Source organism: Aestuariivirga sp. (genome assembly GCF_044238155.1).
GTDB lineage: Bacteria > Pseudomonadota > Alphaproteobacteria > Rhizobiales > Aestuariivirgaceae > Aestuariivirga.
On record NZ_JBIIDX010000039.1, the window covers coordinates 1 to 21,636 of the forward strand.

At 57.1% G+C, this 21,636-nt stretch carries 17 protein-coding genes, 2 tRNA genes and 6 pseudogenes; 12 read left to right on the forward strand and 13 right to left on the reverse strand.

Annotated elements, in window-relative coordinates; all coding sequences use genetic code 11:
• The first annotated feature begins 7 nt into the window (after positions 1-7).
• From ACILRN_RS05845 to ACILRN_RS05855, 3 genes are all read left to right on the forward strand, one after another.
• Positions 8-460: an SIR2 family NAD-dependent protein deacylase gene (locus ACILRN_RS05845; RefSeq protein WP_395686459.1), complete on the forward strand. Its 453-nt coding sequence runs from the start codon at positions 8-10 to the stop codon at positions 458-460.
• A 259-nt stretch (positions 461-719) separates the two neighbouring features.
• The gene (locus ACILRN_RS05850; RefSeq protein WP_395686433.1) at positions 720-1,301 is read left to right on the forward strand and encodes a cold-shock protein; all 582 of its coding nucleotides are present in this window, start codon (positions 720-722) and stop codon (positions 1,299-1,301) included.
• A 33-nt stretch (positions 1,302-1,334) separates the two neighbouring features.
• Positions 1,335-1,805, forward strand: coding sequence for a DUF192 domain-containing protein (locus ACILRN_RS05855; RefSeq protein WP_395686435.1), 471 nt, complete (start codon positions 1,335-1,337; stop codon positions 1,803-1,805).
• Between the two features lie 188 nt (positions 1,806-1,993).
• On the opposite strand, the gene ACILRN_RS05860 is transcribed toward ACILRN_RS05855, so the two are convergent.
• The 6 genes from ACILRN_RS05860 to ACILRN_RS05885 all read right to left on the reverse strand — a co-directional run bounded on the left by ACILRN_RS05860 (position 1,994) and on the right by ACILRN_RS05885 (position 8,105).
• Positions 1,994-2,776 carry an ATP-binding cassette domain-containing protein gene (locus tag ACILRN_RS05860; RefSeq protein ID WP_395686437.1) on the reverse strand — a complete coding sequence of 261 codons (783 nt, stop codon included), beginning with the start codon at positions 2,774-2,776 and terminating at the stop codon, positions 1,994-1,996.
• Positions 2,776-3,834 (reverse strand): ABC transporter permease, encoded by a 1,059-nt coding sequence (locus tag ACILRN_RS05865; RefSeq protein ID WP_395686439.1) that lies wholly within the window; start codon positions 3,832-3,834, stop codon positions 2,776-2,778. Before ACILRN_RS05865 ends, ACILRN_RS05860 begins: the two co-directional genes overlap by 1 nt.
• Positions 3,835-3,989: 155 nt before the next feature.
• The gene (locus ACILRN_RS05870) at positions 3,990-4,973 is read right to left on the reverse strand and encodes a sugar ABC transporter substrate-binding protein (RefSeq protein ID WP_395686461.1); all 984 of its coding nucleotides are present in this window, start codon (positions 4,971-4,973) and stop codon (positions 3,990-3,992) included.
• 198 nt (positions 4,974-5,171) lie between these two features.
• Positions 5,172-6,020: a shikimate dehydrogenase gene (aroE, locus tag ACILRN_RS05875; protein WP_395686441.1), complete on the reverse strand. Its 849-nt coding sequence runs from the start codon at positions 6,018-6,020 to the stop codon at positions 5,172-5,174.
• 41 nt (positions 6,021-6,061) lie between these two features.
• Positions 6,062-7,081, reverse strand: a complete 1,020-nt coding sequence (locus ACILRN_RS05880; RefSeq protein WP_395686442.1) for a carbohydrate kinase family protein — start codon at positions 7,079-7,081, stop codon at positions 6,062-6,064.
• 1 nt (position 7,082) lies between these two features.
• The gene (locus tag ACILRN_RS05885; protein WP_395686463.1) at positions 7,083-8,105 is read right to left on the reverse strand and encodes a hypothetical protein; all 1,023 of its coding nucleotides are present in this window, start codon (positions 8,103-8,105) and stop codon (positions 7,083-7,085) included.
• Positions 8,106-8,380: 275 nt separating this feature from the next.
• Here ACILRN_RS05885 and ACILRN_RS05890 point away from each other — a divergent pair.
• From ACILRN_RS05890 to ACILRN_RS05905, 4 genes are all read left to right on the forward strand, one after another.
• Positions 8,381-8,457: transfer RNA gene (locus ACILRN_RS05890), tRNA-Pro, on the forward strand.
• 37 nt (positions 8,458-8,494) lie between these two features.
• Positions 8,495-8,803, forward strand: coding sequence for an ETC complex I subunit (locus tag ACILRN_RS05895; protein ID WP_395686444.1), 309 nt, complete (start codon positions 8,495-8,497; stop codon positions 8,801-8,803).
• Between the two features lie 10 nt (positions 8,804-8,813).
• Positions 8,814-8,891: transfer RNA gene (locus ACILRN_RS05900), tRNA-Arg, on the forward strand.
• A 36-nt stretch (positions 8,892-8,927) separates the two neighbouring features.
• Positions 8,928-9,416, forward strand: coding sequence for a hypothetical protein (locus tag ACILRN_RS05905; protein WP_395686446.1), 489 nt, complete (start codon positions 8,928-8,930; stop codon positions 9,414-9,416).
• A gap of 30 nt (positions 9,417-9,446) precedes the next feature.
• Here ACILRN_RS05905 and ACILRN_RS05910 read toward each other — a convergent pair.
• From ACILRN_RS05910 to ACILRN_RS05925, 4 genes and pseudogenes are all read right to left on the reverse strand, one after another.
• Positions 9,447-9,788 (reverse strand): annotated as a pseudogene (locus ACILRN_RS05910) (zinc ribbon domain-containing protein); the annotation flags it as partial.
• 107 nt (positions 9,789-9,895) lie between these two features.
• A pseudogene (locus ACILRN_RS05915) lies at positions 9,896-10,129 on the reverse strand (IS481 family transposase); the annotation flags it as partial.
• A gap of 91 nt (positions 10,130-10,220) precedes the next feature.
• Complete coding sequence (locus ACILRN_RS05920) at positions 10,221-11,129, reverse strand: hypothetical protein (RefSeq protein ID WP_395686448.1); 909 nt, start codon at positions 11,127-11,129, stop codon at positions 10,221-10,223.
• A gap of 41 nt (positions 11,130-11,170) precedes the next feature.
• Positions 11,171-12,384, reverse strand: a pseudogene (locus ACILRN_RS05925) (IS3 family transposase).
• A 723-nt stretch (positions 12,385-13,107) separates the two neighbouring features.
• On the opposite strand from ACILRN_RS05925, the gene ACILRN_RS05930 reads away from it, so the two are divergent.
• Positions 13,108-15,369 (forward strand): FkbM family methyltransferase, encoded by a 2,262-nt coding sequence (locus ACILRN_RS05930; protein WP_395686450.1) that lies wholly within the window; start codon positions 13,108-13,110, stop codon positions 15,367-15,369.
• 104 nt (positions 15,370-15,473) lie between these two features.
• Here ACILRN_RS05930 and ACILRN_RS05935 read toward each other — a convergent pair.
• Positions 15,474-15,896, reverse strand: a pseudogene (locus ACILRN_RS05935) (integrase core domain-containing protein); the annotation flags it as partial.
• A gap of 240 nt (positions 15,897-16,136) precedes the next feature.
• Between ACILRN_RS05935 and gmd the strand changes: the two are divergent.
• The 4 genes and pseudogenes from gmd to ACILRN_RS05955 all read left to right on the forward strand — a co-directional run bounded on the left by gmd (position 16,137) and on the right by ACILRN_RS05955 (position 20,296).
• The gene (gmd, locus tag ACILRN_RS05940; RefSeq protein WP_395686451.1) at positions 16,137-17,258 is read left to right on the forward strand and encodes a GDP-mannose 4,6-dehydratase; all 1,122 of its coding nucleotides are present in this window, start codon (positions 16,137-16,139) and stop codon (positions 17,256-17,258) included.
• A gap of 1 nt (position 17,259) precedes the next feature.
• The gene (locus ACILRN_RS05945; protein WP_395686453.1) at positions 17,260-18,213 is read left to right on the forward strand and encodes a GDP-L-fucose synthase family protein; all 954 of its coding nucleotides are present in this window, start codon (positions 17,260-17,262) and stop codon (positions 18,211-18,213) included.
• Between the two features lie 11 nt (positions 18,214-18,224).
• A pseudogene (locus ACILRN_RS05950) lies at positions 18,225-18,323 on the forward strand (sugar phosphate nucleotidyltransferase); the annotation flags it as partial.
• A 780-nt stretch (positions 18,324-19,103) separates the two neighbouring features.
• Positions 19,104-20,296, forward strand: a pseudogene (locus ACILRN_RS05955) (IS3 family transposase).
• Positions 20,297-20,663: 367 nt separating this feature from the next.
• Here the strand turns inward: ACILRN_RS05955 and ACILRN_RS05960 are convergent.
• A complete protein-coding gene (locus ACILRN_RS05960; RefSeq protein WP_395686455.1) occupies positions 20,664-20,894 on the reverse strand; it encodes a type II toxin-antitoxin system death-on-curing family toxin in 231 nt (76 codons plus the stop codon).
• A 523-nt stretch (positions 20,895-21,417) separates the two neighbouring features.
• The coding region (locus ACILRN_RS05965; protein ID WP_395686457.1) for a hypothetical protein at positions 21,418-21,636 on the reverse strand (219 nt) is incomplete at its 5' end.

Genomic DNA, 21,636 nt, shown 5'->3' on the forward strand with positions numbered 1-21,636 from the left:
CCAAAACATAGACGGGCTCGATGCGGCAGCGGGGGTCCCAACTGATCGCATCATTGAAATTCACGGCAGCGGCACCCACGCCAAGTGTCTGGATTGCGGGGTGCGTCACGAAATTTCCTGGGTGCGCGGCATTCTGGCCGAAGCGCAGGCACCTCCAGCCTGTATGAGATGTGGCGGCATCGTCAAGTCTGCAACCGTCTCCTTTGGGCAGGCAATGCCCGAACATGAGATGGCGGCAGCGCGCGCGGCTACGCTCAAAGCCGATCTGTTTCTCGCCATTGGTTCGTCGTTACAGGTCTTTCCGGCTGCCGGTCTTCCGGTTCTTGCCAGTCACAACCGTACTCCGCTCGTCATCATCAACCGGGAGGAAACCGGGCTTGATGGGCTTGCTCAACTTGTCGTACGCGGCGAGATCAGTGCCGTGTTGGAGAAACTGATGCAGCGCCTTGCTGCGGAGTGATCGCGAATCAGCGTCGTTTCAGAATGCGCACAGGCCATGGTTCGGTGAGCCATTCTGCCGGGTGTGGCAATAGCCGGTTTGCAGGATAGTCGGAATATCTGGAGTGTTTCCCGCGCCTTGGCCGAGGCGTGAATTGCCACTTCAGGTTTTCCACATACCGCTTGCACTTGCTCTGTACAAATGCACAGGATTTGCGCAGAGTGGTTTTGGGTGGCGGCATGGTGTTCGTCCAGGCCTGCCAGGGGACAGAGTTGAAGACATGACGGTGAGCGGCGGATTGAAGGGTGAAGCAGTTTCCTCGCAGCAGGACACGCCCGAGAGTGACATTCGCATCATTCAGGTAAGTGGATTGGTGAAGTGGTTCGATGTTGGCCGCGGCTATGGTTTCATCATTCCCGACAACGGCATGCAGGATGTGCTGCTCCATCTGAGCTGTCTCAAGCGTGACGGTTTTGATGCCCCGCTTGAGGGCACCCGGGTGGTATGCGAGGCGGTGGCGCGGCAGAAGGGCTATCAGTGCCTTCGCGTTCTGGCGGTTGATACGTCGACGGCCATAAACCCGGTGGAACGCCGGCCGCGCACTCACTCGGTGGTAACCGCCTCGAGCAGTTGGGTACGTGCCAGGGTCAAGTGGTTCAACAGGGCGCGTGGTTTTGGTTTTGCCTCGGAGGGCGAGGGTAACCCAGACATCTTCATTCACATGGAAACTCTCCGCAAGACGGCGATCCCGGAATTGTTGCCGGATAGCTGGATCTATGTGCGGTTCGGAGATGGTCCAAAGGGCAAGATGGCGGCAGAGGTGCGCCTGTCTCTTGAAGGCGGCCCGGCCCACACTCAATAGGCCGCAGCACAAAGGCGGTTGCGGAGTCTACTCTTGATTCGCAGAACTCTTTTGCTCGTGATTGCGGTAGTCGCGCTCACGCGGCCGCTTGGTCTGGCTGCCGAAGAAGTTCTGCTCTCCAAGATCGAGCCGCTTACCATTGCCACCGACGATGATGCCTTGATGTTCACGGTGGAGATTGCAGACACGCCTGAATTGCGCGCCCGCGGATTGATGTTCCGCCAGCGCCTGCCGGAAGATCGCGGCATGCTGTTTGATATGGGAATACCCAGGCCCGTGTACATGTGGATGAAGAATACGCTGATCCCGCTCGACATGTTGTTCATTCGGGCAGATGGCACGATTGCCTATATCGCACAGAACACGACCCCGGGCTCTTTTGACACGGTTGGCATCACGGAGCCGGTCTTGGCCGTTCTGGAACTGGCAGGGGGTGTCACCGCCAAGCATCGCATTCGTGCTGGTGACAAGGTTTACCACCGCTTGTTCAAGGATGCGCAATAATGCGTTACCGTTCCTGACCCTGCCTGATCGGCGTTGCGGCGCTCGTTGCACCTTGGTTGTCAGCTGAAGTACCATCTGGTCCAAAGGCTGTGCGCCTCAAGATCAAGGCATCTCATCACCATTACCCGGTCTTGCTGCGACTGCTGCCGTCATGGTTTTGTTAGCAGATCGCCGCAGATCGCCTCAACTCAGGCGGCCAGCAGTTCTGATGGCGGGGTCTTTGCGCCGGTCATGAAGGCCACCGCATCTGACATGCTGAAGTCCTTGGGCCGTATGGTGCACAATCTGCTGCCGAGGCGGTGGATATGAATGCGGTCTGCAACCTCGAAAACATGTGGCATGTTGTGCGAGATCAGCACGATGGGCAGCCCGCGGCGCTTGACGTCCAGGATCAGCTCCAGTACGCGGCGCGATTCCTTGACACCCAGCGCGGCAGTGGGTTCATCCATGATCAGCACTTTGGTGCCGAAGGCAGCTGCACGCGCAACGGCAACGCCCTGACGCTGGCCGCCTGACAGGGTTTCAACCGCCTGGCCGATGTTCTGGATGGTCATCAGCCCCAGTTCGGAAAGTTTTTCCCGGGCCTGCTTTTCCATCGCCTTTCGGTCCAGCATGCGGCACAGGCCACCCAGGATACCGGGCTTGCGCACTTCGCGGCCGAGGAACATGTTGTCGGATATTGACAGCGCCGGAGAGAGCGCAAGATTCTGATAGACGGTCTCTATCCCAGCCAGTCTTGCATCCATCGGTGACCTGAACTTCAACTCCTTGCCTTCAAGCCGAATTTCCCCCTCATCGGGAACGACCGCTCCGCAGATGGCCTTGATCAGGGTCGACTTGCCAGCGCCATTGTCGCCGATCACCCCCAGTACTTCGTTGGGGTAGAGATCGAAATCTGCCTTGTCGAGGGCGGTAACCCGGCCATAGCGCTTCACCAGCCCTCGCGCGGTGAGAATGGGAGCTTGCGACATCAGCCTGCAACCTTTCTGATCCACTGGTCAACCGTGACGGCGCCGATGATCAGCACGCCGATCAGTAGCCACGTCCACTGCGCGTCAGCTCCATAAAGCCGCAAGCCGAGCGAGAATACACCCACAATGAGCGCACCGAAGATCATGCCGAGAATCGAGCCACGCCCGCCGAACAATGACATGCCGCCGATCACCACGGCGGTGATCGATTCGATATTGGCAAATTCGCCGGAGGTGGGCGAGACGGAACCGATCCGCCCGATCAGGACCCACCCGGCCATGCCACAGATGAGGCCGGCAAGAGTATAGACCGTGATCAACATGCGTTTGACGGGCACGCCCGAGAGCTCTGCAGCGTCGGGGTCATCACCGACAGCGTAAAGCCTTCGCCCCCAAGCCGTATAGTTCAGGACGTACCAAAGCAGGAGTACCAGCGCAAACATGAAGGCAACGCCTAGCGTGAACACCGCGCCGCCTAGATTGATCTGTGCGCCAAAAAGCTGCAGCAGGGGGGCTTCGGCCTCAATATCCTGGCCGCGGATCGTCTCGTTGCGGGAGTAGATGTATTTGATGGAATTAAAGACCTGCCAGGTTCCCAAAGTGACGATGAACGGCGGGAGCCGCATGACCGCTACAAGCCAACCGTTGATGAAACCGCACAGGGTGCCGCAGGCTAGGCCGCAGAGGATCGAGATTGGAACCGGAATGCCGTAGCGGAATGTGAATTGCCCCATCACCACCGCGGACAGCACCATCATGGCGCCTACTGAGAGATCGATGCCGGCGGTGAGAATGATGAGCGCCTGGGCTGCGCCCACGATGCCAACAATTGTGATCTGCTGGATGATGAGTGTAAGTGAATAGGCGTTGAAGAATTTGCCACCGACCAGCACGCCGAAGATCGCGACCGAAAGGATCAGTACGATGAGCGGTACTGCTGCCGGGCTGGCATGCAGGAATTGCTGGAAGCGCCGGATGGCCGAGTCGCCCTCGCTGAAGTGGACGACCGCTGCATCGGTCTGCTCGAGGCTTTTCTCGAAATCCTGCGCCTGCGCCATCGGCCCATTCCTCCTTGCCGCCGTTGCGGCTTCATGGCGGAACCATGCCGCCGCTCTTGTGTCAGTGTCGTTCGATGTTGTGCCGTGGGGAGGGCGGCCAGCGCAGGCCGCCCTCCGGCACTTGTCATGCCTGGTTCATCGCAAGGCGATGACGCTTAGCCCCAGCAGAGCTCGAGGCCCTTCTTGGTGTCGATTGAGGGCACGCCCTCGACCGGATTATCAGTGATGAGCTGCACTCCGGTGTCGAAGAAGGCCTTGCCTTCGGTGGCTTTCGGCTTCTCGCCGGTATCGGCGAATTTCTTGATCGCCTCGACGCCCATCGAAGCCATCAGCAGCGGGTACTGCTGCGAGGTACCGCCGATGATGCCGGCCGCAACATCCTTCACGCCTGGGCAACCGCCATCCACTGACATGATCAGCACCTGGCCCTCTTTGCCGACGGCCTTCAGCGCTTCATAGGCGCCTGCTGCGGCAGGCTCGTTGATGGTGTGGATCACGTTGATGTCAGGGTTGATCTGGAGAAGGTTCTCCATGGCCTTGCGGCCGCCCTCGGGGTTGCCGTTGGTATAGTCATGGCCAACGATGCGAGGATCATCCTCGTCGCCGATCACATTGGGGTCTTTAACGTCAATGCCGAAGCCCGCCATGAAACCCTGGTCGCGCAGCACGTCCACAGTGACCTGCTTGGAGTTGATGTCGAGGAAGCCGATCTTGGCATCCTTTGCGGCATCGCCGAGCTTTGCCTTGGCATAGGCGCCAATCAGGAAGCCAGCCTGGAAGTTGTCAGTGGCCATTGTCATGTCGGCAGCGTCGATGGGCTCGAGCGGCGTGTCGAGTGCGATTACCAGTATGCCGGCGTCACGCGCCTTCTTGATCGAGGGCACGATGGCCTTGGTATCAGACGGCGTGATTAGGATACCCTTGGCGCCATCGGCAATGCAGGTCTCGATCGCCGCAACCTGGCCTTCATTGTCGCCATCGTCCTTGCCGGCATAGGTCTTTAGATCAACTCCCAGTTCCGCAGCCTTGGCAGAAGCGCCTTCGCGCATCTTGACGAAGAACGGGTTGGTTTCGGTCTTGGTGATCAGGCAGGCGCCGATGCCAGCGGCCTGAGATGGAGCTGCAGCGAATACCGCCATTGCGGCGGCGCCGAGCAGAGTGGCTTTCAGAAACGTCTTCACGTGGATCCTCCCATCGGAACTGTGCCCCTGGAGCGGAGCATATTGGTTGAGGCGACTGATCGTCTAATGTCAGAACCGCGGGGCGCTGATCCCCTCGGAACCTGAGTTTGATTGCGCCCCAAAAACCGGGGCTTGTCAACAAATCAGTTGAGCGGATCAGAGCAGGAGGTCTTGCAAAGTCCGGCGCATGACAGCTGCATCCACGTCAATGCCGGTCCAGTACTTGATGCCGATGACGCCCTGATTGACCACCATGCCGAGCCCGTCGAGCGTGCGGCAACCGCGCGCCTCAGCATCCCGGATCAGCGGTGAGCGTGGTGGATTGGTAATGACATCAGCCACGATCAGGCCTGGATGGAGGCTCGACACGTCGAGATTGATGCGCCCTTCGATATCGGGATAGAGGCCAATCGACGTTGCATTGACCAAGATTTCTGCTTCCGCCGGGACGCGGTAAGGCGCGCTGTCGGTGACAAGTTCCGCCTGCACGGCTGTCCGGCTGTTGAGCAAGTCGGCCAGACCGCGGCCGCGTTCGGCGCTACGGTTCACGATGATGATGCGTTTCGCACCTGCGAAGGCGAGTTCGACTCCAATGGCCCGCGCCGCGCCTCCCGCCCCGAACATGACGACCGTCTTGTCCCTCGGGTCGGTGACTGTACGAAGGGATTGCAGAAAACCCTTTCCATCCGTGTTCTCGCCGATGAAGCCGTCAGCCCTTCTTACTGCGCAATTGACGGCCCCCATGACGGCGGCGGACTCGCCGAGGCCGTCCAGATGCTCGATCACCGCCACCTTGTGCGGAATCGAACAGTTGAAGCCGATCCAGCCCATGGCACGGGCGCCCCTGACCGCATCGCCCAGGCGTTCGGGTGTTACTTCACAGTTGATGTAGCGGATGTCGAGGCCGTGGTGGCGATAAGCCGCCTCGACCATGGCGACGGTGGGGTTTTCCGCTGCAGGCATGGCAAAGGACCCGGTCAGCCCGCTCAGGAAGTTATGCGTCATGCCCGTCCCTCCACGTGTTTGGGCTGAGAGGCCCTGCCTATTCAGCTGCGCCACCCCCAGCCATCGGCAAGATCCAGACAGGACTGCCAGGTCTCCAGCGAGCCGGTTGTGGCTAGTCCGCGAAGAGAGCACGCGGCGCTGGCATGGGCAAGCGTGAGGCAGCGCTCGATCTCCCAGCCCTCATGCCAGGCGAACATCATTCCTGCAGCGAAGGCATCGCCTGCGCCATTGGCGCTGGCAATGAGTTCGGATGGGATCGTGGCGGAACCCTTGAGCACAGTCGGTCGGCCATGCATCACGGCGATGGCAATCGTCGGCGAGTGGACCACGACGATGTGCTTCACGCCCTGATCCAGGACCAGCCGGGCCGCGCGCTCGGCTGCTGCTATGTCTGTCACGCCGTCGTGGGAGGCGACGACACCGGCCAGCGCGCCGATCTCGACGTCGTTTACCACCAGCGTATCGAGATGCGGCAGGCAGGGTGTGACGATGCGCCTGATGGCTTCGGCGCCGACGCTGGCCAGCTCCATGTTGGTTTCAAGCCCAGCCGCCCGCGCCTTGCGCAGCACGCTCACCCAGCCATTGGCATCGCTGCCCCAGGGCTCGTCCATGATGCGGTGCACGCCAGGAAGTCCGAGATGCAGAATGCGGGCCCTGACCGTGCTGAAGTCGAAGTGATCGGGCGACAGGAGGGCGGAAGTCCCCCGGAAGTAGATGTGTGTGCGGCGATGGCTCTCGGCGGAGATGAAGGCATCGGTGTAATGGGTGCGCGCATCTCTCGTTACCTGCATGCGGCTTCGGTCGATGCCTGCCTTGTCGGCAACGTCCATCAGAAAGCGTCCGTCCTCGTCATCACCGATCAGGGTGATGGTCTCGAGCGGCATGGCCGGATCGAGCTGGCGCATGTCGAGAGCAAAATTGCTGCCAGACCCGCCATTCGCCTTTTCCTCGCCCAGGTATTCCGAAAGTCCGTCTTCTCTTGGCCAGTGGCTCACGATCTTGTTGGCGTCCACGCACCAGGTGCCGCCAGTGACGAAACCCCTGCGCGCACGCGCCGTCATGTCAGGCTCCTTTCAGAACCTTCTCGGTGATCTCGTTGTCGCTGGCCAGATCACGCAACGGCTTGATGCCATTCTTGGCAAGGCTTGCATGATAAGCCTTCACCGCCTCAGCTGGCGCGATGTTGCCGCCTGCCACCTCGCGCATGAAACTCACCATCGCGAGCGGGTCTTCGGCGAGGTTGATCTTGCGGCCGAACAGCGCCACGCGGGCGCCGTACTTTTCCCCCTGGTTCAGGAGCTCGAAGCAGTCCCGCGTGGTGCCGGCGCCTCCGCCCAATATGCCGACGATGACGCTTGGATCGTAAGAGGCTAGCTCGTCCAGCGCCTTCGCACCGTTGAACGGGATCTTCAGGAACTGCGGGCGGTCTGCCTTGGTCACGCCAGCGAGACAGCGCATCATGCAGTCGTTGACATAGAAGGGCAGCTGCTCCGGGTCGATGCCGGTGCCGACGTTCGGGTTGAACACTTCCAGGAAATACTTGAAGCCATTGCGCGCCGCGTCCTCGCGGAAGGCCGAGAAAGCCTCGAGTGATGCATAGTCACGGTCGAGGTCATTGTTGAAGGTGATCGAATAGAGACCGAGATCTGTGCCGGTAACGGTTGCGTTGGGATTGGCTTCAAGTCCGCCGTGCATGACCCGGGCGAGATTGGCCGAGCGAAATGGCCGGGAAGGCAGTTTGGAATAGCCCGCGCCACGCATCACCCAGATGTCGGTTGTGTCATTGGCGCGAATCGCGGGCTTGACGGCGCTGTTGCGGAAGGCGCCCGCCTCGTGCAAGGCCTCCAGGTTCGAGGCTGAGACGAGCATGATGTCGACGATCGCCTGGTCGATGATGGCACGGATGTTCTGCAGGAATTCCGGGCGGGTGTGGTGGCGGGTGAAGCTGCCGTCCCTGGCGCGTTTCGGGCCGGTCGCAGTCATGCTCGGGCCCATGTCGCCATCTTTGGCGTCGGCAATGATGAAATCTGCGCGGGTGTATTTTCCGGCCCTGATGCGGGCAAGCTTTTCGTCAAGCGTGAACATGGGCACGGTCAATTCTCCTGGCATGGCGGGTTCGGGTTGCCCCGGTGCGGGCAAACGCCCGAGCTCTCGACTACTCCGGGAACGTTGATGAGGCAACGGAATAAGCCCTTAATGCGCTGCAACGCAACTCTTGCAGCTTTGGCGGTGGACCTGCGGTCAAATGGGTGACGCAGAGTGCGGGTGGCCAGGCCCGGGCTCAATGGGCCTTGCCCGTCTGGCCTTGCCCCGCTGCGGTATTATCGGATAAGAGGCTGATCGCGAGCGGAAGCCGCAGTCGGGGTGTAGCGCAGTCTGGTAGCGCACCTGCCTTGGGCGCAGGGGGTCGTCAGTTCGAATCTGGCCACCCCGACCATGGTTTCCGCGCCATGACCGAGTTGGGAGCACAGACCATGCCCGTTCGAATCTACAAACCCTCCCGAAGCGCCATGCAGTCCGGCAAGGCCGCCGCAGGTCTCTGGGTGGTGGAATTCGAGGCTGCGGCGCCGCGCAGTGCCGAGCCATTGATGGGCTGGACCTCGTCGGCCGATACGCGCCAGCAGGTCAGACTTACCTTCGCCACCAAGGACGAGGCCATTGCCTATTGTGAGCGCGAGGGGCTGGCCCATGTCGTCCTGCCCGAGGCCCCGGTCGCTCGGGTGATCAAGAAATCCTATTCTGACAATTTCAAGTTTGGCCGGTCTGATAACTGGACACACTGACGCGCCCGACGACCCCGTAGCTCAGCTGGACTAGAGCAAGTGCCTTCTAAGCACTAGGTCGCAGGTTCGAATCCTGCCGGGGTCGCCATTTCCGAACAAAACCACTAACTTTTCCAGCGCTAGTATGCTGTCCTGCGATGACGGCTGCGAGAGAAGCCTTGTCGCCGATGATCTGGATCTTGTGGTCATCGACGCGGATCTCCTGGATGACGGCGCGGAGATAGGCCTTGCGGGCCTGGATGTCGGCAGTGCCGAGCTTGTCACGGAGAATCAAGGCGAAGGCGTCAATGCGCTCAGGTGTCAGGGCCTTGGAAGTGTGTGCCTGCTCAGCGATGCGCTCGAGCGAAGCCTGTGCAACGTCACGGGTCGCTTTAAGGGCAGTGATGCGCTCCTTGAGTTGGCTGTCGAGATCCACGACCCCGTCTTCAATTGCGTGGTAGAGCCTGGCCAGCTTGTCGGAGGTTTCCCTGACCTCGGCTTCGAGGGCGGCCCTGCGGTTAGCGACACTGATGTCCTTCGTTGCCTGCCGGTCAATGAGAGCCTCAAGTATGATGGCGAGCCGTTCAGACGTCAGGAGCTTTTCCCGGACGGCGTCGGTCACCAGCCGGTCTAGTTTCTCGGTCGGAAGGTGGAGGCCTTTGCAGACAGAGCGGCCCTTGGTGTGATGGCCGCCGCAGCTATAATAGGTATAGCTTTTGCCACGCCTCGTGGTGCCAGTGCGGGTCATGCCGGCACCACAGCTTGCGCAGGTGGCAAGGCCAACGAGGAGGGTAGGGCCATTGACCACCCGTGGCGGGGTTACCTTGGGGTTGTTGGCTTCTATCTTCTTGCTCTTATGGCTTATGTAGGCGTAGGTGCGGTGCACAGACCTAATCCACGGACTGCACTGTTTGCGATTGCCGTGACTTGCATATCGGTGGCAACTGCTTTTTCGATGATCACGCTTTATATGCATCCGTACCAAGGCCCAGGCGCGATGACGCATTCCTTGCTTGACCTGAGGAATACCCGCTGACTGACCGTATCGCCGTGTTCGACTTCTAAATGTGATTGACCTGACCGGCCTTTTCTCAACCAGGCAAATTAAGAGAAGATAGCCTGGAAAGGCAACGACAATGGCCTCTTCATCCAGCGAGAGAACCGTGGATCTTGCATCTCTCGGGCCAGTAGGGAGATCGGCGACGGTTTCCGGTTTTTCGATTTGGCAGCTGTCTTCTGATTGATCCCGTAGCGCTTCGCTAGCTGCCTCAGGCTTTCTTGACTATTCTGTATTGCGCGACGGACTGCCTCAGTCGTAGTGGCGCTACCGTGACGAACCTGGCCTATAGTGCCTCCTTCCATTCCTGAGAAAAATTGCACCATCAAAGCCTGATATCAAATACCTAGATTGCGCTACCGATAAATGTTCGACGGAACATCATTCCGTCTGTGCATCTCCATATCGTCTGAGAGATATTGGCAATACCTGAAAATCTTCAGAAGCGACCGTCGTGTTCGACCACAGCAGATGAGGCATTCCCGTTACATGAATATAGGAGTCATAACCGTGGAAGATTCGTCCGTTGCACAAAGGGCTGTACATTTGTGAAATGTGATTGGAGTCAATATTGAATCTGGGGAAAAATTCAGAAGTAACAAATATCGCATTGCACGCCGTAACACAGACAAGTTCGTAGCTTTTCTGCTTGCCAAGCAGGATTAGGGCCAGCAATGAAGCGCCTTGGTTGACCGCCATGTCTTTTGCTTGAACAAATACGACGTCATTTGGAATGCTTGGGTTGAATTCTACGATGACGACTTTTGGCCTGAAGCGTTCTGTGCTTTCCCAGACAAAGTAGTCTGCGCCATCGATATCTATTGAGAGCAGATCGAACTGTGGCGGAAAATCAGCCTCGGCAATGAAGTTGTCAAGCTTGTTTTCTCCTTCAAATTCAACAAGTTTATTCAAGCATTTTACATTATTATATTCCTTGTGGTTAATTAGTAATTTCTGGAATTTCTCCTTATTGGCTTCTATGAACAATCCTTGCCAGTCATGGTTGCGAACTAGATTAAAGCAGTTCGACAAATATCTTCCATCCCATGCGCCAAGCTCTACACAGTACCTATGGTTTTCAGGAGGCAGAATTCCAAAAATGTATTCGATGATCCCATCCTCACCGTTTTGCGATTCGACGTTGCGACCGTGCTGAATGAGAGGGTTCGTTAGGGTGAAAAAATTCATTAATTCCAGCTTAAAAGGTGCTTTGGGATTAATCGTTCGTTTGATCGATGTTTTTTTTGTATCAGTCAACGGTGGTCTCTCTGGTCGCTCGGTCAGCATCATCTTGTACCGGGGCACGTCTATGAGACAGTTCGCTGCGCCGGTTACGCTGCCAATTTGAACACTGTGGCGGCTTCGGATGCAAGGGCCTTCTGTTCGGCCCTGATCTGATTGGGCGTCTTGTGCCCGTGGCGCTCCCGCAACCACGATGCGTTATAGATGTCGGCGAACTCGGCGAGCTCCTTGCGAAGTGCCTCTATGGTCGGGAAGTACCGGACCCAGAGCAGTTGCTCCTTCAGCGTCTTGATGACCCTTTCGGCGACACCGTTGCCCTCCGGCTGGCGCACGAAGGCGGGAGAGCTCTCGATCCCGAGGAATTCGATCTCGTTCTGAAAGTCATCGGCCATGTAGTTGGGGCCGTGATCGTGACGAAGAACAAGACCGGCCGCAACGTGTTCCTCCACCGCACCGAAGTGCTTCGCCACCCCCTGCCGGATCGGCTCGAGGGCCTGCCAGCGGCTGGCGCTGGAAGAGGCATGGGTTCCGATCAGCTCGCCCGAACAATGGTCGACGGCGATGAAGACATAGGCACGGCCCTCGGCGGTCGTGACCGTCTGTGTCATGTCGGTTCCCCACATCTGGTCCACCCTGTGGGTCACGATCGTCCCGTCATGCGGATGTTCCTCCCTGTCCACCGGCCTTTGCGGCGCAAGCAGGCTGTTCTCCCGCATGATCCGCCGCACCCTGCGCGCCGCCGTGCGAACGCCGTCTGCCCGCAGTCGGGCCCAGACCTTGCGATAGCCTTCCCCGTTGAACGGCGACGCCTCAATGACGGCCTTGATCTTCGCCAGCAATTCCGCGTCGCTGCAGGCACCCTTGGGCCCGCGCCGGCGTGCCGGAGGGGCTGGCATGGCTTCTGCCGCCCGATGCCGGTACAGCGTCGCCCGCGGGAATTTCCAGACGCGGCAGACCGCCGCGACCGGATAGCAGTTTTGGGTGGAGACCGAGGTGGTGCGGGTCATTTCCTCAACCTCCGTCCGGCCAAAGGGCGCCCGCCCTCCAGCATGTCGATTTTTGCGTAGAGCAGCTCGTTGGCCATGGTGATCTCGCCCACCTTGGCTTTGAGCCGCTCGATCTCCTCGTCTCTGGCGTCCCGCTCACGTTCCTTCAGAGCACCTTCCGCACCCAGGAGCGCCCGGTCGCACCATTCCGACAACCGGTGCACGGGTACATTCGTTTCCCGGGACACCTTCTCCAGGGACTCGCCCCGAAGCAGTCGCTGCAAGGCCGCCAGCTTCCTCTTCGCCGAAAACCGCAGTGGCGGTCCGGCCCCCCGGCGTCGCCATCGCCAGCGTTCTGGGCGCGCGCTGGCGCCGCCGCGGCCTCCGTCACACCCGGTTCCAACCCATTCTTCCCGTCCATGCTCTACCTCCGTCTATACGATCGGTAGCGCAGCAGACTGTCTCAAGAAACCGTGCCCCGGCCCACGGTCAGCATCATCTGAATTATTGAAATGCTATCTGCAAGGCGGTTTGCATTTGCTTGATCGGTCTTTGAATGAACTTGTGGCTTCAGGTTCTGTGGAAGCAATGCTGCAATGTCAGATGTTGTCATGACTGTGTGAGATCGCCAGGTGACATGGCAATCTAAGTTATTGTGTTGCGACACAGTTGATTGAAGAACTTGAGACGCAGTGGCGTTAGTGGAAGTTGCCGTCGAGGTTTTCGTGTGATCTGTTTCTTTAGCTAGGTGTTTAGTTCCGAGAATGATTGTTCTCGGGGATCATTTAGCTGAGGGATCAGGCTGATGCCATCAGGCATGACACAAAAATGAATTTTCTACATTGCAGTATTTAGAGATGTTTCGTATTCAGATCGAGGGGTCACTCTGGTCACTCGACCTTTCACACTTGGTCCATCATGAAAAACAACCAATGATAGTAATTGAGTTGGGGGCGTCTTGCAGGCTCGCGCTTAGACAAGCTCTTGTCCGAGAGTGATAATTGTCTCAGGTTCAATTCGACTGCCGAAGAAAGAAGTCCATGCAGGATCATGATACTAACCTTCTGAGCCTTTCGCGCGGAGTTATCCATGTCGGAGCCAACACTGGACAGGAGCGGCATGTCTACGCTCGTCACGGTCTGAAGGTTGTCTGGATTGAGGCGCTTCCTGACGTATTTGAGCAGTTGGCCAGAAACATTGCGGAAATCCCGAGGCAGCTTGCAGTCAGGGCTCTGGTCACGGATATGGTCGGCCAGAAGTTTAAGTTTCGTATCTCGAACAACAATGCCGAGTCATCGTCTATTCTTGAGCTCGCAAAGCATAGAGAGATATGGCCGGAAGTCGACTTCGTTGGGAGTGTTGACCTCGTCTCGACCACGCTCGACCAGCTATTACTTGAGGGGGCGTTTGATCTGAACGGGATCGACTCCCTCATACTCGATACTCAAGGCAGTGAGCTTTTGGTGTTGAAGGGTGCCGAACGGGTGCTCACAACTATTCGTCGTCTGAGGGTAGAGACGGCGGATTTCGAGGCGTACGAAGGTTGTGCGAGGGCAGATGAGATCGAAAGCTGGCTTCGGGCAAGGGGGTTTGTCCTTGCCGGGCGGGTTGTTCAGGCCCAGCATCCGGAGGGTGGCAGGTACTTCGAGTTATTCTTCGAGAGAGCTCTGGAGGACGCGCAACTTCTGCAGGCAGCGGATGCGATCCAGCTGCTGGCAAATGACTTTGTTGCATTGGGCCTGCATGACGTCGGGAGCCGGATTGCCGATGCCGCGTCTCTTCTGGACGATCAGGTTCCCGAACCGGTGGGGTGGTGGTCTTCCCCGTTCAATGGACAAGCCGGCAGGAGAAGGGTGATTGAGGCAATTCTCAGAAGTTTGCCATTCCGGACGATTCTCGAGACGGGAACATTTCGGGGAACAACCACGCGGTTTTTCGCTGAAAATTTTGCTGGCCCAGTCTATACTTGTGAGTTGGATCGCCGCTGGTTTGCGACTGCGCGCCGCAAACTTGCCGAGTTCCCTGCCATCACTGTGGAGTTGGGAGATAGCCGAGATTTTCTGGCGAGGCGGCTATCGTCGGTCGAAGACCCGCTTTTTTTGTATCTAGATGCGCACTGGAACCCCGATCTGCCGCTCATCAAAGAGATCGAACTGGTGTTGGGCGCCAACAAGGATACCGTCATCGTCATTGACGACTTCGAAGTTCCTGGCGATCCTGGCTACGGCTTCGACGATTACGGTCCTGGACGGCGGCTAACGACGGATATTCTCGCATCGTCGCAATCCGACAGGTTAGCCCTCTATTTTCCCAACCTACCCTCTTGCGAGGAAACCGGAGCAAAGCGTGGCTGTGCGGTCATCGCCACGGGCGTCAGTGCCGCATCCGCACTCGACCTAGTTGCGGGTCTCCGGCGTGTCGAGTGGCCCAAGCCGGCACCTTTTCTCCGGCGCCCCCCGCCCCGGGTGCCTCGACCGGGGCTTGCCATCAATCGGTTGATCAGTGGCTTTCAATTTGAGCGTGAGCACGCTAATGGCCTTTCAGCCAATACAATCAACATCTGCATTGGGCACGAGCCATTTCGAGGGGTTGGTCTCGGATACGTTGATGTCATGATCAGCCCCGTCGACCAGCATGTCGATGGCCCTTGCAAGCTGATTATAGCTAACGATGCAAGGCTGGGTCCGAATGGACACACACTATCGGAGTTCAGCCAGTTGATCTGGTTGAGCGATCACTTCGACGAGATCACGAAAGAGAAAGAATTCATTCGACTTATTCAATATCGGAAATTTATCTCCAGCGCTCCGTGTGGTGCGGTCTCAGACGGTAGTCATTTTCTTTGGCTCGATCTTGAGAAGCTTCCTGCACTGTCGGCACAATTTCAGCGACACGCAGTGGCCGAACTAGTCAGCAAGCCTTTGCATCTGCAATCGAACTTGGGCCAAGTACTTGGTCAATTCGCACATTGCCATAAAATTGAGGACTTCCTTTCATTTGGGATGTTTCTTTGCCGGGAAGCAATACTGTCGGACGCGGAGTTGGCCCAGTTTGTGACCCGTCCCGACTTGATCCCGTCGGCGACAGTCGGCATCTATCGCAGGGAGACGCTCAGGGACATTCTCATAATCCTTGCCCGTGCGGCGAATTTCGTCAATTCGCCTACTTTTGTGCCGCGGGACAGAGAACAGCGCAGGAGCGCAGGGTTTCTTCTCGAGCGACTGCACAGTCACCTCCTCTACAACCATATGCGCAGGATTGGACAGCAGATTGCAAAAGGAGATCTCATCATCCTGAGGTAAACGTCCGTCGTTTGATATGGTGTATAGAGCTCCGGCAAAACGCATTTCGAACGAATATGGGCTCCTGGCTCCCAACATCCAGATTTTGAATTTGTAAGACGCAACTAGGTGTTTAGTCCTGGCATTTGATGGATTGGATTGACCCTGAACCTGCCTGGCTGATTTGTCCAGCATTTGCAGATGAACTCATATGGGGTCAGACCCTTGAGTGTTTTGAGACGGCGGCCGTAATTATAGGCTGCAATGAAAGTATCGAGGTGCTGTCTTAGCTGCTTGTGATCATCGTAGTGGTAGCGACTGATTGTGGTTTCTTTGATGGTTCGAGTCATTCGCTCAACCTGTCCATTGGTCCACGGATGATTGATCTTGGTGAAGCGATGCTCGATCCCATGTTCTCGGCAGCGCATATCGAACATGTGGGTAATGTACCGGGCAGTCGGACCCTTGGCGTAGCGCGGCGGGAACCGGAACTGGATGCCGTTATCGGTCAAAACTGTGTGGATCCTGTAGGGCACTTCATTCAAAATCGCAGCTGACTACGAGGCTACCTTGCGATACCTCGTGCGTGGGCAGCTACGACTTGCCTACATACCTGAAGTGTTGGTGAGAATGCGCCTAGGCGGGGAGAGTAACCGCAACCTAAGGCAAATAATTATTAAAAGCATAGAGGACATGCGTGCTATTCACTATCATCGAGTTGGAGGTATAATGACTTTGGTAGTTAAAAACACGCGAAAATTGTTTCAGTTTATCCGGAGGAACACTGCGTGACAAAGCGAGCGTTAATTACAGGGATAACCGGACAAGATGGATCATATTTGGCGGAGTTTCTTCTTGAAAAAGGTTACGAGGTGCATGGGATAAAGCGGCGTACTTCCTTATTCAATACCGCACGGATTGACCACATTTATCAGGATCCTCACAATTCAAATCCGCAACTTCGGCTTCATTACGGTGATCTATCAGATACATCAAATCTAACACGAATTATACATCAAGTACAGCCAGACGAAGTATACAACTTGGCTGCACAGAGCCATGTTGCAGTTAGTTTTGATACACCCGAATACACGGCGGATGTCGATGCCATCGGCACGCTGCGTCTGTTGGAAGGGATCCGCTTCCTCGGTCTCGAGCGAAAGACACGGTTCTATCAGGCCTCAACCTCCGAGCTATACGGCGTTGTGAAGGAAACGCCGCAGCGCGAGACAACGCCCTTCCACCCGCGCTCTCCTTATGCCGTGGCAAAGCTTTACGCATACTGGATCACGGTGAACTACCGCGAGGCCTATGGGATTTATGCCTGTAACGGTATCTTATTCAATCATGAGAGCCCGCGGCGGGGAGAGACTTTCGTCACGCGGAAGATCACCCGCGGCCTCGCCAATATCGCGCAGGGCCTAGAGGAGTGCATCTACATGGGCAACATTAACGCCCTACGGGATTGGGGACACGCGAAGGATTACGTACGGATGAAGTGGCTGATGCTGCAGCAGGAAAAGCCGGAGGATTTCGTGATCGCCACCGGAAAGCAGCATTCGGTACGCGAGTTCATCACCTGGACGGCGGCGGAGTTGGGGCTGACGCTGCGCTTCGAGGGCAAGGACGAGGCTGAAGTGGCAGTCGTTGAGCTGGTCACCTCCGACGCCGCCCCCGCTGTCAAGCCCGGTCAGGTGATCATTCGGATCGATCCGCGCTACTACCGGCCCGCCGAGGTCGAAACGTTGCTCGGCGACCCTACGAAAGCCTATGATAAACTTGGCTGGGTGCCGCAGATCACGGCGCAGGAGATGTGCCGCGAAATGGTTGCCGAAGACCTAAAAACCGCGCGCCGACAGCGTCTCCTTAAGGAGCACGGGCTCGACCTGCCCATTTCGGTCGAGGTTTGAGATGCGCGTCTACGTGGCGGGCCATCGTGGGATGGTTGGCAGCGCTATCCTACGTCGGCTTGAGGCCGAGGGCATCGAGACCATTACTCGCAGCCGTGGCGAGCTCGATCTCACTTCGCAGGCGGATGTGCGCGCCTTCTACGAGCGCATGCGACCGAATGCGGTAGTGGTTGCGGCCGCCAAGGTGGGCGGCATCCACGCCAACAATATCTATCCGGCGAGTTTCATCTACGAAAACCTGATGATTGAGACTAACCTGATCCATGGCGCGTATAAGGCGGGCGTGGACCGGCTTCTCTTTCTCGGCTCGTCCTGCATCTACCCGAAGGATGCGCAGCAGCCGATGTCGGAGAATGCTCTTATGACCGGTGTGCTGGAGCCCACCAACGAGCCCTACGCCATCGCGAAGATCGCCGGCATAAAGCTCTGCGAGAGTTACAACCGCCAGCACGGCACAGATTTCCGCTCGGTGATGCCGACGAACCTCTACGGGCCGGGCGATAACTTTCATCCCGAGAACAGCCATGTCTTGCCCGGGCTCATCCGTCGGTTCCATGAAGCTGTATGTGATGGAAGGAACGAAGTTATAGTCTGGGGAACAGGCACGCCGCGTCGCGAATTCCTGCATGTCGACGACATGGCAGCAGCGTGCCTATTCCTCTTAGATCTGCCAAAGGACGTTTATCAGGCAGAGACACAGCCAATGCTCAGCCACATCAATGTCGGCACGGGTATTGACATAAGCATCATGGAACTTGCCGAAATGATAACCGAGATCACAGGCTTCCGGGGTATTATTCGATTCGACAGGAGCAGGCCGGATGGCACTCTTCGCAAACTCCTTGATGTATCTCGCATTTCCCGTCTCGGATGGCGATCGAGTATTGATCTTCGCGAGGGTCTTGAGGAGACCTATCGCTGGTTCCTCGATCACTCATCAAGCGTCCGCTCTTGATTGAAAAAGGAATAACCTTATTGATCCACCCAATCCTCCTCTGCGGCGGTTCTGGCACGCGCCTTTGGCCCTTGTTGCGGCAGTCATTTCCGAAGCAGTTTGCGCTGCTGTCCACACTTCCGAAGGTAGGCGCCAGTTGTGCTGCAGGCTCAGCCAAGGCTAATGTGTTCTGACCGGAACTGAATACAGGGACTACCCATCGCATCATGAAGCGTTTGTCGGGGGGGGGCTTTCTCCGTGCCTCACCTTACTGACTTGTATGGTGGAGCTCTTGTTACTGGCTGACACAGCTAAAGCAACAGCTGATCAGGACGTCGTTCCCTTTCAAACGCAGGTCTGCGCGGTCAAGAGTGTCAATCAAGATCATTGGTTTTCTCCCTCACGACAGAACGAAGGGGACCGAGTGCCTGATCAATGTCAAGATTGTCTGTCGGTCCCGAATCGTGAACATCCCAGTTGTTCCGTCGACCGCTTCTTGCGATCAGAGAAATGCCACTCCTCCGTTTGCGAGGACGAACAAGGCCAGTTTGTGCTAAGGCGCGCAAGATACGAACGATATGCTCTACAGCGAGATTTACGCTACACTCTTCCGCAAGAGTTTCCTCGTGCCACTGGTGAAAACTGCCGGTTCATCATTTGGGCGTTGGACCCCATCGTCGGCGCTGAGGACGCTGGTTCATCAGCGCTGGTCAATTACTGGCAATTGGCATTCGCCGCATGGCAGAATCTGATCGATCCGCCAATTCCCCCAGACCGGATCGGGCTTGTGCTCCAATCGGCACTCACAAGAGGGCAGCACCAGTTTCACATTTACATCGGTACGATTGACCTGACCGGCATTTTCTGAACTAGGGGAATTGAGAGAAGTTAGCCTGGAAAGGAGAAAGCCTATGCCGAAGAAGAGGTTGGAAGCCGAGCAGATCGTCACGAAGCTGCGGCAGGTTGAGGTGCTGCAAAGCCAGGGCAAGAGAGTTGCCGCGGCCTGCAAGGAGGCCGGTATGACCGAGCAGAGCTACGACCGGTACCGGAAGGAATACGGTGGTCTGAACGTCGAGCAGGCCCGGAAGCTGAAACAGCTCGAGCTTGAGAACGGTCGGCTGAAGAAGCTGGTGGCTGACCTGTCGCTCGAGAAGCAGGTCCTGAAGGATATTGCGGAGGGAACCGAAGGTCCGCGTCAGTGAAACTTGTAAGCCCCGAGCGGCACCGGCAGGCTGTTGAGGCAGCGCGGGACAAATACCACCTGAGCGAGCGCACAGCCTGCCGTATTGTCGGGCAACCACTTGGGACGCAGAGATACGTTCCGACGCTGAAGCCCGACGAGGATGAGCTGACCCGGAACATCGTCCTGATTGCCGCGAACTATGGCCGCTACGGCTACCGCCGGGTGACGGCCATGCTCAACGACAGTGGAATAATGGTGGGCAAGGACCGGGTTCAGCTGCGAGCCTTGGTCCGCCATCGGTCCGAGGACCATGGCGAGCGGCGCCGTGAGGGGCTGAGAGTACCGCAAAAGCAGCCGAAACGGTCGCGTCTTTGGCTCAATGACGGGTCCTGCATCCGGCTCCGGCCGGAACATCCAAACCACGTCTGGAGCTTCGACTTTGTTGAGGCCGCGACCCATGATGGCCGCCGTATCCGGCTGATGACCCTGATCGATGAGTGCACCCGCAAGTGCCTAGCAATCAGGGTAGCTCGCCGGATCAACGCCATCGGTGTGATCGAGACGCTGGCGGACGCCATGCTGTTCGAAGGAGTACCTGCCTTCATCAGGTGGGACAATGGCCGGGAAATGATCGCCATGGTCCTGCGCCAAGAGCTGTAAGGGGTTGGCGCAAAGAGTTTGTACATCGAGCCACGATCACCCTGGGAAAACGGCTACTGCGAGTCCTTCAACGGCAAGCTCAGGGATGAATGCCTCAATGGCGAGATCTTTTATAGCCTCCGGGAAGCCAAGGTTGTCATCGAGCAATGGCGCATCCACTACAACACGCGACGGCCACACTCGGCCCTCGGATACCGTCCGCCAGCACCCGTGACCATCGCACTACCACCCGCACTCGACGGAACCGCAAACATGCAATAGTCTCTCACTCGACCTGGTACAAAATGTCGGTCAGGCCAATCACACTTCACATTTTGCTGGAGATAGCGGATCTGCTTTTTAATCCAAATTTCGTTTTTGAAGTGAACGGTACAAATGTAGTACATGTCAGACGTTACCGGCATATCTGATGAATTTCATTCATGTTAATCCATTCACAGCGAAAGACAATTGAGATGGCCATCAGATCTCCAATGTCATTCATTGGTCCGGCATCAGCGCTCTTGAGACAAGCCGGATTACTTGAGAGAGGGAGGATTTCTGGCTGATCGTAGCTCACATGAAGGGCGCAGATGAGACGGAAAACCGAGACGCGGGTCGACGCCCTCAACTGCTGCGGGAACGCAATTCATGCCGGCTCTGTGTTCGCGCGAAGCCAGGCCAAAAGAGATGCCAAATGGAATGAGCGAATTTGGTTGAGTTCGTCGATGAAGGAGAAGATCTCGTCCGCGTCCGCAGTGATATGGGCGCCATTAATTGTCAGGAAGGTGTAAGTGATGGCGAATGCGGCGCGCTTATTTACGTCAAAGTAGGGATGGCTCTGCGCGAGGCTCTCCCAGAGTGCGGCAGCCTCCTCCACAAGGCCCTTATAATAGCCAGTCTGCGGTCAGTAGAGGGCCGCCTTGGGCATCGCGCCATCTCTCACGCCAAGGATAGCGCCATATCTTTCGAACTGATTCTCGTGGATGGTGAGAATTTCCACCAATGTCAGGTAGTCCCTCACTCCGCGAGCTTCTTACAGCTGGTCAGGACTTGGGACTTGGGACTTGGGACTTGGGCCCGTGGTTCGCGGCCGCGGCGCGGCTGACTGCAGCGTGCCAGGATACTGGCGAGAGATGCGCCACTCAGTCATAGGTAAATCAAAAGTCGCAAATAAGAATAATGCTCAATCTTTAGTAGATGCTTGGCAAATTACAGATCGGCCAGAATACCGAGCTATTTCAGGTTTTTATATCCAAGCGTCCGATAATGCCCCCGGGACAACGACCTGATTGTTTTTCTTATCGGGCTGCACATAACCTCCTCTATCAGTCCCTCAAGGCGGGCCTAGAGACGGTGAGCACCATCAGCAACAAATTCGAGCGTCTCAAAGGTTGCCGCAGTCAGATCCTGCCTTTGCTGTCACCTGATATGCCCCCGAACTTCTCCACATCTGCGCTGCCGGTTAGCCGGCTGCACGGCCGCCACTCCTGACGAGCAATGCTTTTCTGCAGAAGTTTGCCTGGCATGGTGTTTCCGTCGCAAATTTGAATGACATCACTCATCAATGACTGCAGCACGAATGACTGCAGCACGGCGGAAGAAAAAGACAGACTTTGGAA

What these genes read in the sequence shown, in the direction of transcription:
- ACILRN_RS05885 (WP_395686463.1), bottom strand. Translation starts at nt 8,105, where the DNA reads ATGTTCACGCTTGACGAAAAGCTTGCCCGCATCAGGGCCGGAAAATAC.
- ACILRN_RS05850 (WP_395686433.1), top strand. Translation starts at nt 720, where the DNA reads ATGACGGTGAGCGGCGGATTGAAGGGTGAAGCAGTTTCCTCGCAGCAG.
- ACILRN_RS05920 (WP_395686448.1), bottom strand. Translation starts at nt 11,129, where the DNA reads ATGATGCTGACCGAGCGACCAGAGAGACCACCGTTGACTGATACAAAA.
- ACILRN_RS05895 (WP_395686444.1), top strand. Translation starts at nt 8,495, where the DNA reads ATGCCCGTTCGAATCTACAAACCCTCCCGAAGCGCCATGCAGTCCGGC.
- ACILRN_RS05860 (WP_395686437.1), bottom strand. Translation starts at nt 2,776, where the DNA reads ATGTCGCAAGCTCCCATTCTCACCGCGCGAGGGCTGGTGAAGCGCTAT.
- ACILRN_RS05880 (WP_395686442.1), bottom strand. Translation starts at nt 7,081, where the DNA reads ATGACGGCGCGTGCGCGCAGGGGTTTCGTCACTGGCGGCACCTGGTGC.
- ACILRN_RS05930 (WP_395686450.1), top strand. Translation starts at nt 13,108, where the DNA reads ATGCAGGATCATGATACTAACCTTCTGAGCCTTTCGCGCGGAGTTATC.
- ACILRN_RS05905 (WP_395686446.1), top strand. Translation starts at nt 8,928, where the DNA reads ATGCTGTCCTGCGATGACGGCTGCGAGAGAAGCCTTGTCGCCGATGAT.
- ACILRN_RS05945 (WP_395686453.1), top strand. Translation starts at nt 17,260, where the DNA reads ATGCGCGTCTACGTGGCGGGCCATCGTGGGATGGTTGGCAGCGCTATC.
- ACILRN_RS05865 (WP_395686439.1), bottom strand. Translation starts at nt 3,834, where the DNA reads ATGGCGCAGGCGCAGGATTTCGAGAAAAGCCTCGAGCAGACCGATGCA.
- aroE (WP_395686441.1), bottom strand. Translation starts at nt 6,020, where the DNA reads ATGACGCATAACTTCCTGAGCGGGCTGACCGGGTCCTTTGCCATGCCT.
- ACILRN_RS05870 (WP_395686461.1), bottom strand. Translation starts at nt 4,973, where the DNA reads ATGGCGGTATTCGCTGCAGCTCCATCTCAGGCCGCTGGCATCGGCGCC.